Source organism: Micromonospora inaquosa (genome assembly GCF_003857055.1).
Taxonomy (GTDB): Bacteria; Actinomycetota; Actinomycetes; order Mycobacteriales; family Micromonosporaceae; genus Micromonospora; species Micromonospora inaquosa.
Window position 1 is genome coordinate 39,982 of sequence record NZ_QGSZ01000255.1, and the last position, 9,227, is coordinate 49,208.

At 66.0% G+C, this 9,227-nt stretch carries 5 protein-coding genes; 1 reads left to right on the plus strand and 4 read right to left on the minus strand.

Translation table 11 applies throughout. The features are described from left to right. Positions 1-13 precede the first annotated feature (13 nt). From DLJ59_RS22820 to DLJ59_RS22835, 4 genes are all read right to left on the minus strand, one after another. Positions 14-3,130 carry a type I restriction endonuclease subunit R gene (locus DLJ59_RS22820; protein ID WP_124774648.1) on the minus strand — a complete coding sequence of 1,039 codons (3,117 nt, stop codon included), beginning with the start codon at positions 3,128-3,130 and terminating at the stop codon, positions 14-16. Further along, positions 3,127-4,422 (minus strand): restriction endonuclease subunit S domain-containing protein, encoded by a 1,296-nt coding sequence (locus DLJ59_RS22825; protein ID WP_124774649.1) that lies wholly within the window; start codon positions 4,420-4,422, stop codon positions 3,127-3,129. Before DLJ59_RS22825 ends, DLJ59_RS22820 begins: the two co-directional genes overlap by 4 nt. After that, positions 4,419-6,380 (minus strand): type I restriction-modification system subunit M, encoded by a 1,962-nt coding sequence (locus tag DLJ59_RS22830; protein WP_124774650.1) that lies wholly within the window; start codon positions 6,378-6,380, stop codon positions 4,419-4,421. The genes DLJ59_RS22825 and DLJ59_RS22830 overlap by 4 nt, the downstream gene beginning before the upstream one ends. A 126-nt stretch (positions 6,381-6,506) precedes the next feature. Then, positions 6,507-8,450 (minus strand): N-6 DNA methylase, encoded by a 1,944-nt coding sequence (locus DLJ59_RS22835; protein ID WP_124774651.1) that lies wholly within the window; start codon positions 8,448-8,450, stop codon positions 6,507-6,509. Positions 8,451-8,633: 183 nt separating this feature from the next. On the opposite strand from DLJ59_RS22835, the gene DLJ59_RS22840 reads away from it, so the two are divergent. Further along, positions 8,634-9,185, plus strand: a complete 552-nt coding sequence (locus DLJ59_RS22840; RefSeq protein WP_124774652.1) for a DUF4352 domain-containing protein — start codon at positions 8,634-8,636, stop codon at positions 9,183-9,185. Positions 9,186-9,227 lie beyond the last annotated feature (42 nt).

The window sequence follows — 9,227 nt, forward strand, 5'->3', positions numbered from 1 at the left end:
TTCCCCCGTATCGTCACTCGCCGCTGGTCGCTGTCGCACGCTTCTCGTTCGCCCCGGAGACCTGACTGCGGAGCTTGCGCAGGGCTTCGGCGCGAGACGGGCTCAGGATCAGCCCGTACGCCCGACGCCGGGCCTCTGCCTTGACGGCGGCCTGGAACTCCGGGTTGTCGAAGTACCGCCCGACGAAGGTGGTGTTGCGATCATGGTTGCGGGCCACGATGTTGTCCAGCTCTGGGTCGGCCACCTGACCGAACCGTTCGATGTCGTTGTTGAGCGCGACCTGTTGCATCTTCTCGTCCTCAGCCAGTGAGATGATCTGCTGCACGAGCAGGATCTGATCAGACGAGCTGAGGTCGTAGCCGAAGCGCTCGTTGAGTTCCTCGATCACCTCGCTGAGCGGCTTCTCCTCGATCTGGCGGGCGGCGCCGCCGTCGGGCGAGAACCCGGGGATGAGGTGCGCGCCGGACGGTTGCAGCGAGAGGTCCTCCTCAGCGCGCTTGCGGATGCGCAGGTGGCTCAGCGTCGCCGCACCGATGTCCACGCCAGCACCCGGCTCGGAGGGTAGCCGCCGGAGCAGGAAACGGCTGTAGAGGTAGAGCCGTTCCAGATCCTCGTCGGCGTACCCGACGACCTGGGCCAGAAATCCGTACGCCCGGACGTAGTCGCTCACCGACGAGCGAAACTTCTCGGCGCGGTCCCGGTCGTCCTTGGCCAGTTGGGTGAACCGGTCGACCGCCGGCTCAAGGAACCGGTAGAGCGTAGCGTGCGCCTTCTCCAGTTGCCCGTCGGTCGTCGAGGACTGCTCGGCGGCGAGCAGGGCTTCGGTGAAGGCGTCCATCTCCGACTCGACCAGCAGTTGAAAGTCCATCACCTCGCGCTGCTTGTCGTAGAGCAGGTTCGGGTCGGTCGGCTCGGTGATGGTGGTCTCGAAGTACGGCTTGAACGACTTCTGGATGTCTTCGGCCTTGTTGGCGAAGTCGAGCACGAAGACGTCGTCCTGCGTCTTGTCCGGGTGGGTGCGGTTCAGGCGGGAGAGGGTCTGGACGGCTGCCACGCTGGCGAGCGGCTTGTCGACATACATCGCCGCGAGCAGCGGCTGGTCGAAGCCCGTCTGGTATTTCTCGGCGACGACCAGGATGCGGTACTCGGTCTGGTTGCGGGCCGTGGCCTGAGGATCGCCGACCTTCGTGTACGCGAACGCGTCCGGCAGGGCCGCCTCGGAGAACCCGTTGAGCTTCGACTCGGAGTAGTCGATGCCGTCGAGGGTGAGCGTGCCGGAGAACGCCACGATCGGCGCGCAGTCGGTGACACCACGCTTGTCGAGGTACTTGCGCATCGCCTGATAGAGCCGCAACGCGTGCTCACGGGAACGGGTCACCACCATCGCCTTGGCCCGCTCGCCGATGCGCTCGCTGACCTCGGTGCGGAAGTGATCGATGATGATCTGCGCTCGTTGGTCCTGAGACTCCGGGTGCAGCTCGGCGGCCCGAACCAGTTTGGCCTTTGCCTTCTTCGGATCGACCTCGGGGTCGGTGGCCTCCACTGCCTCCACCGCCGCGCTGGCCAGCCGCCACCGCGCTTCGTAGGTGATGTAGTTGCGCAGCACGTCGAGGATGAAGCCCTCCTCGATGGCCTGGCGCATCGAGTAGACGTGGAACGGCTCCATCTGGCCGGTCCCGGGGTTGCGGGTGCCGAACAGTTCGAGTGTCTTCTGTTTCGGCGTGGCGGTGAAGGCGAAGTAGGACAGGTTGGCGTGTTTGCCCCGGGCCAGGGCGGAGGCGGTCAGCAGGTCACCGTCGGCGTCGATGTCGTCCGAGCCGAGCCGACCGAGCGCCTTCTTCAACGCGTTCGCCGACTCCCCCGACTGCGACGAGTGCGCCTCGTCGATGATGACCGCGTACCGGCGCTGGCCCAGCTTGGCGACCTTGTCCAGCACGAACGGGAACTTCTGCAAGGTCGTGATGATGACGCGGGCAGTCGAGCCGGTGAGGGCGTCGGCGAGTTGCTGGGAATCCTCGTCGATCTTCTTGACCACACCGGCCACGTGGTCGAACTGGTAGATTGTGTCCTGCAACTGCCGGTCCAGCACGACCCGGTCGGTGATGACGATGGCCTTCTCGAAGACCGGCTCGTTGTCCGCGTCGTGCAGGTTGGACAGTCGGTGCGCCAGCCAGGCGATGGTGTTCGACTTACCCGAACCGGCGGAGTGCTCGATCAGGTAGTTGTGACCCGGCCCGTGATCTGAGGCGTGGTCGATCATCCGCCGCACCGCGTGCCACTGGTGGTAGCGCGGGAAGATCAACGGGCTGATGTGGGGGGCTGCCTTGCCCTTCCTCGGCACCTCGACGTGCACGAACCGCTGCAGCAGTTCGAGGAAGTTGTCCCGCTGCCACACCTGCCGCCAGAGGTAGGAGGTCTGGTGGCCGTCCGTGGGCGCGGGCGGGTTTCCCGCACCGCCGGACACGCCCGGTCCGTTCGAGCCCACGTTGAAGGGCAAAAACCGGGTCTGTTCCCCGGCAAGCCGCGTCGTCAGGAAGACCCGGTGCGGGTCAACGGCGAAGTGCACGAGGGTACGCCGTGCGAAGATCAGCTCCTTGGCATCGCGATCCTTGCGGTACTGGCGCTTCGCGTCCTCGACGTCCTGCCCGGTCAGCGTGTTCTTCAACTCCGCCGTGGCGATCGGGATGCCGTTGACGAACAGGCCCAGGTCCAACTCGTCGGCCGTCTTCGCCGAGTAGCGCAACTGCCGGACCACGGTGAGCCGGTTCGCCTGGTACTCGTCGAGCGCGCCGATCGCGAGGGTGTGACCGGGCCGGAAGTAGCAGAGGTGGATGGTGACGCCCCGGTCCTTGACCCCACTCCGGAGCACGTCGAGCGCGCCCCGCTTGTCGATCTCGACCGCGACACGCTTCGCGAACTCCCGCTGGGCGGTGGCCAGGTCGCCATAGGCGGTGATGAGCCGGTCGAACTCCTTCTTCTGGGTCGCCCCGATGAAGGTGCCCAACTCGCCGGTGTCGAGGCCGAGGTCGGGACGGTAGCCATTGGACAGCCCTCGGTGCCAACCGCGCTGGAGGAGCTCGGCCTCGATCGTCGCCTCGAACGCCTGCTCCTTGTAGGCATGTGCACTCACGACAGGTCCGCTCCCCTCCCGGTGGTGACATCAAACTGCCCGGTGACCGCCGCCGTAATCAACGCCTGCCTCCGCTCGGCAAGCAATACATTGCTCTGATCAATCACCGTGGAGAGCTGGAAAAGCTCTGACTCAGCCCTCTCTAGCGAATCCGTAAAAGCCGCTTGTTCGCTCGGCGGAATCTGGGGGATCGTCAACCCGAGGATGTCTTCGCCCCGGATCTTAACAGTAAGGCCGGCCGCGCCTCGGATAGTCGAGGTTATCTGCTGGCGCCCATACTGACTCCTCAAGACCAATGCAACAAACGCGGATGACCAGCCCCGGGCAAGTTTAACTCGATACAATAAGTCGCTGAGCAGCAACTTCCGGCCCTCTGTTTGCGCCACGGCAGCCATACCAACAAGGTCCGCCGATCCGCTACCTCGAGTCAGCAGCAGATCGCCGTCATCCACCTTGTAACGGGTGTCAGGTGCCGTGGCAGTTGGTAGCAACTTGTGGGCCAATGCATCGAATCGGCCAGAAGACACGGCGCTCGTCTTCAAGACGGCCCACTCTTCTGGCAGAGCCTCCGCGTCATCGCATTGAGGACTCCAGCCCTGCTCAAGGCCCACACAAACGCGGCGCAGCGGCAACTCGCCGCACGTTCGAACCGCATTGGAGACAGCCTCTGCCAGCCGCGTCTGCCAACGCTCAGAAAGCAAAACCCGCTGACGCAACCTCGCAGCGGCAAGCCTGTCGATGCGGGCGGTTTCGGCGTCGAGGTAGTCGGCGATCCGCCGCTGCTCCTCAAAGTCTGGATACGACCAGGGGGTCGCAAGAAACTCGGTTGCGTCGAGGTTCTGAATCCCAGTCGTCTGCTTGATGCTCCGCTCAGGAACGCCAAGGTAATAGGCCGCAGCGAAGGAGTAATTGAGAAATCGGGCATCCATGCCCCCGGCTGGACGGAGTCGAGCACAGAAGTTCGAACACACGGCGTCGACATCTAGATCGAACAACACCGTGGCGCCGACAGGTTGCCGTTCGCCGCCGCCGGATTTTTCAAGGATGATGTCCCCAGGAATCAGGCGCTGCGACTTGAAGACGCTAGGCGCGACATGCCGCAAAGGAGCTTTGTCAGGCTTTACGCGCAACCGACCCCGGTCGAAGTCAGCGGCTCGAAAGCACACAACGTCAGATCCGTCCTCGAGCGGCTCCTCGCCCCAGACACCGTTACGGACATCACGAACCATGTTCTTAATACGGGCCGAGGTCCAGCTAGGAGGTGAATCAAGAGAGCCGACACTCATCCTCATGAAGTCACCTCGCTCAGCAGCGCCTGAATCTGGGATTCGAGTTGGCGCAGTTCCGCGTCGATCTCGGCGAGCAGCCTGGGCGGTTTGTAGACGTAGAAGTGGCGGGTGAAGGGGATCTCGTACCCGATCTTTGTCTTGGTTTCGTCGATCCACGCTTCCGGGACGTGCGGGCGGACCTCGCGGTCGACGTACTCGTGGATGTCCTCGACGAGCGGCACATTCTCGAAGTCGCGCAGGTCCGCGTCCGGGACGACCTCGCCCTTGACCTTCTGCACTTCCCCGTCCGGGTCACTGATGGAGACGCTGTCCATGATGGCCTTCCCAGGGGCGCCCGTGGGCCAGAGCGCACCCCCGGCGACCGCCGCCGCGTGCAGCGCGTCCTTGGCTTCGGCCTTCGTCTGCCACACCGTGCCGAGCAGTGGCTTGAACGCGCCGATCAGCTCGTCGCGGTGCGCGTACCGGGACAGGGGCTTGCTCTCCGCGAGCGCGGCGAGGGTCTCCTCGGTGATCTCGAAGCGGAGCTTGAGCGGTCGCTCCACGGTGATTCGCTGGTAGCCGAAGTCCGTGGTGTGGAAGACCTTGACCTTACCGTGGTCCGGGTGCAACTCGTCTGCCGCGATGGTGAGGGCCTGGCCGTAGAGCCGGGTGATGTGTGTGACCTGGTTCTCGGAGATCATTTTGCGCTTGTCACCGAGGCTCTTGCGCATCTTGACCCACTGGTCCCGGGCGTCGAGCAGGATCACCTTGCGCTTGAGGTTCTCCGCCTTCCGGTTGGACAGGATCCAGAAGTACGTGGAGATGCCGGTGTTGTAGAAGAGCTGGTCGGGCAGGCCGACGATGCCCTCAAGCAGGTCGTTCTCCAGGATCCAGCGGCGGATGTTCGACTCACCGGACTCGGCCGCGCCGGTGAACAGCGGCGAGCCGTTGAAGACGATCGCGATGCGGGACCCGCCCTTCTCCGGCGGCTCCATCTTGGAGATCATGTGCTGGAGAAAGAGGAACGAGCCGTCGTTGATGCGCGGCAGGCCGGCGCCGAACCGGCCCGCATGCCCGAGCGTGGCCTCGGCGTCGACCTCGTCCTTGACCTTCTTCCACTCCACCCCGAAGGGCGGGTTGGCCAAGAGGTAGTCGAACCGTTGGCCCTCGTGGCCGTCGTCGCTGAACGAGTTGCCCAGGTGGATGTTCGACGGGTCCTGGCCCTTGAGCATCATGTCCGAGCGGCAGATGGCGTACGACTCGGCGTTCAACTCCTGACCGAAGAGGCGCACCGTCGCGCTCGGGTTGAGCGATGAGATGATCTCCTCCGCCGCCGACAGCATTCCGCCGGTGCCGCAGGCCGGGTCCAGGACGTTGATCACCGGGGCTCCGGTGAGGTGCTCGTTGTCCGGGCCGATGAGCAGGTTCACCATCAGCTTGATGACCTCGCGTGGCGTGAAGTGCTCACCGGCGGTCTCGTTCGAGATTTCGGAGAAGCGCCGGATCAGCTCCTCGAAGACGTATCCCATCTGGTGGTTGTCGACCCGCTCCGGGCTGAGGTCGATGTCCCGGAACTTCTGCACCACCGGATAGAGCAGCTTGGCCGACTGAAGGCGGGCGATCTGGGTGTGGAAGTCGTACTTGTCGATGATCTCGCGGGCGTTCGGCGAGAAGCCGTTGATGTAGTCGGTGAGGTTCTTCGCCACGTCCGGGGCGGACGCGCCGATGGTGTCGAAGCTCTGCTTGGACGTGTTGTAGAACGGCAGGCCGGCCGCGAGCCGGAGCAACTGGTCCTTGTTGGTGAGCGTCAGCGAGGCGTCGCGGTCCCACACCGCTTTGCGGGTCGGTGCCATGACGCAGTCCAGGCGGCGCAGCACGGTCAGCGGGAGGATCGCCTTGCCGTACTCCGACTGCTTGTAGTCGCCGCGCAGCAGGTCGGCGACTGACCAGATGAAACTGGCCAGACTTTGATGGGTACTCACGTGAACAGCTCGCTTTCACTACTCTTCGGGGGCGGGAGGGCCCCTGGTCCCAGCAGAATTCAGTCAAGTGGGGGTCTTACCGTAGTCGCGTCACCGCGAATGGTGACAGCCCAAGATCGGTCACGGTTACTCCTCGTCCGGTGGACGCAGCGCTCCGCCGGTCAGGCCGATGCCGAGGGCGTCCGCGGCCTCGTCGGCGAGTCGGCTCACCGTGTCGGCCGTGTCGCGCAACTCCTGCACCTGGCGGAACGCCCGCCCGTACCGCTGCTGGTCCGGCAGCGTCATGACCGGCACCTGCAGCCGGCGGACATCGACCCGGACGATGGTGCTTCCGGTGGCGGCCGCGTTGACGTTCTCCTCCGCGCTGAGGAACGCCGTGAGGAACCACGCGTCCAGGCGTTGCGGGTCGGGACGCAGCAGGAGATGCTGCCGGCCCAGCGGTCGGCCATCGTCCGCGGCATCAGCGACGCGGGCACGGTAGGGCCGGGCGAACAACTCCGGCAGGATGACATCCCCCGCACGGATCTCAACGTCCGAGTCGACGGCGACAACCCGACCAGCGGGTACCGCACGCAGCAACGTCAGCGCCCCGCCTCGGAGCAGGTCCGCGACAGCCGTCGTACGCCAGGTCTGCGGCTGTTTGCCGGCGGCTGTCCACAGTTCGCTCCGCTCCGTCACGCCGATCAGCGCCTCCGCCGCGTGGCGCAGCTCGGCGTGCCTCCGCCGCACCTGGCGCAGATGATCCGCGGGCCGGATGGCCACCGTCACCGACTGAACGTGCCGGGCCGGAGCGAGGTCGGTCGGCCCGGCGAGCAGATCGACGACCGGCACCGCCCGCGCCACGGAGGGCACGGCTTCGAACACCCCGCCGTCGTACGCCGACCAGGCACCGAGCACGGCGTCGCGGACGGACTCCCAGCCCTGTCGGCCTGGCCCGGCTGCGTCGACGAAGAGCACGGTGTCGGGCGCCGTCTGAGCTCCGTCGTCGAATCGCGTCAGGACCCACAGGTTCAGACCGATGTGCGGGGGTGGTGCGGCACCGGCCGGCAGCGCGATGACCGCTCGGAGAGCGCCGCTCTTCACCAGCTCGGCTCGGATGCGGCGACCGGAGGCGCGTTCGGCGGTAGCGGGTGGCATCAGCAGGACTGCTCGACCGCCGGGTGCGAGGTGGGCGAGACAGTGTTGGACCCAGGCCAGCTCGGGCTCACCCTTCGGTGGCAGGCCATAGACCCAGCGCGGGTCGTACGCGAGGACCTCCTGGCCCCAGTCGCGGTTGCCGTACGGGGGATTACACAGCACCCCGTTGACGCCCAGGTCGGGGAACGCGTCCTCGCGCAGGCTGTCCCCACCGCGAATGTCGGCGCGCACCTTGCCGAATTGCAGGCCAAGCCGCGTCGCGGCCTGCGCCGCCTGAACTGGCAGTAGATCCTGCCCGTGCAGTCGGCGAGCGCCACGACGGGCAGCCGCGGCAAGCAGCCCGCCGACCCCGCAGGCTGGGTCGTACACGTCGGCGGGGAAACGCTGATCGGGGCCGGGCAGCAGATCGGCCATGAGATCCGCCACCTCCGCCGGTGTCCGGTACGTGCCGGTCGTGGTCGAATCGTCGGCACCCCGCTCGCCGAGAAGGTCGGCGGCGACGAGCGCGCCATCTACACGCACGCACCGCAGCAGTGCCCGCAGGACCGGGGCCTCGTCGCCACCGTACGTCACCGCATCGCCGGTGAGGTTGGTGGCACGCCGGATCAGATCCCTGTCGGGCAGGTCCAGCGCCCGGTCGAGGTATGCGGGGTCGAGCCGGTGCGCGGCGAGCACCAACGGCAGCAGCCGTAACGGCTCACCCTTCTCTGGGCGTTCACGCAGAGCCGCTCGCAGATCCTCCGCCGGCATTTCGGCCGGCAGCTGACCTCGACCGCTGAGCCAGGAACGGACCGCGTCCAGGTCGTACGCGGGGCTCGTCTCGGTCCCGCCGGAGGGTGACGGGAAGTCGGTGTGGCGGCGGCGCCAGTTACTGACAGTCGCCCGGCTAACGCCGGCCATGCGGGAGATCTCCGCAGCGGTGACCTGTGGCATGTCTGCTCCTCGTTGACAACCAGTCAGCGCAACCCTAGGGCAGCGGGCGGTTGATGGCAACATCGTGGTTGACAGTGTTTTCACGCGATGCTTTACTTTCGCTGCTTTCGCCGCGCTGGTTGCGGCGTAATCCATCCCCTGCGGCGTCACTGAGTGCCGCCACCCTCCAGTTCAGGAGAAGCCATGCGGAAGACCACGACCTTCGCTCTGCTCGCCACCGCTGTCGTCGCCCTCGGCTGCGGCGCCGGCTCGACCGACAACGCAACCAACTCCAGCAACGACGCGGGCGGCGCCAGCGACAACGCGGGCGGGGCCAAGGGCGACGACAAGCCGAAGACCGCGAAGGTCGGCGAGCCGGCCCGGGACGGGAAGTTCGAGTTCACGGTGAAGTCGTCCAAGTGCGGCGTCGCCAAGGTCGGCAGCGTCCCGCTCGGCCAGAAGGCGCAGGGCCAGTTCTGCCTGGTCACGCTCAACGTGAAGAACATCGGCAAGGAAGCGCAGATGTTCGACGGCAGCAGCCAGAAGGCGTACGCGGCCGACGGCACCGAGTACTCCGCCGACACCGGCGCGGCGATCTACGCGAACAAGAACGCCGAGACGTTCCTCAACGACATCAACCCCGGCAACCAGGTGACCGGCGTCGTCGTCTTCGACATCCCGAAGAACGTCAAGCTCGCCAAGCTCGAGCTGCACGACTCGATGTTCTCCGGCGGCGTCGACGTCGCCCTGAGCTGACCGTTCGCGCCGAGGGCGGGACCCGCGAAGCCCGCCCTCGAC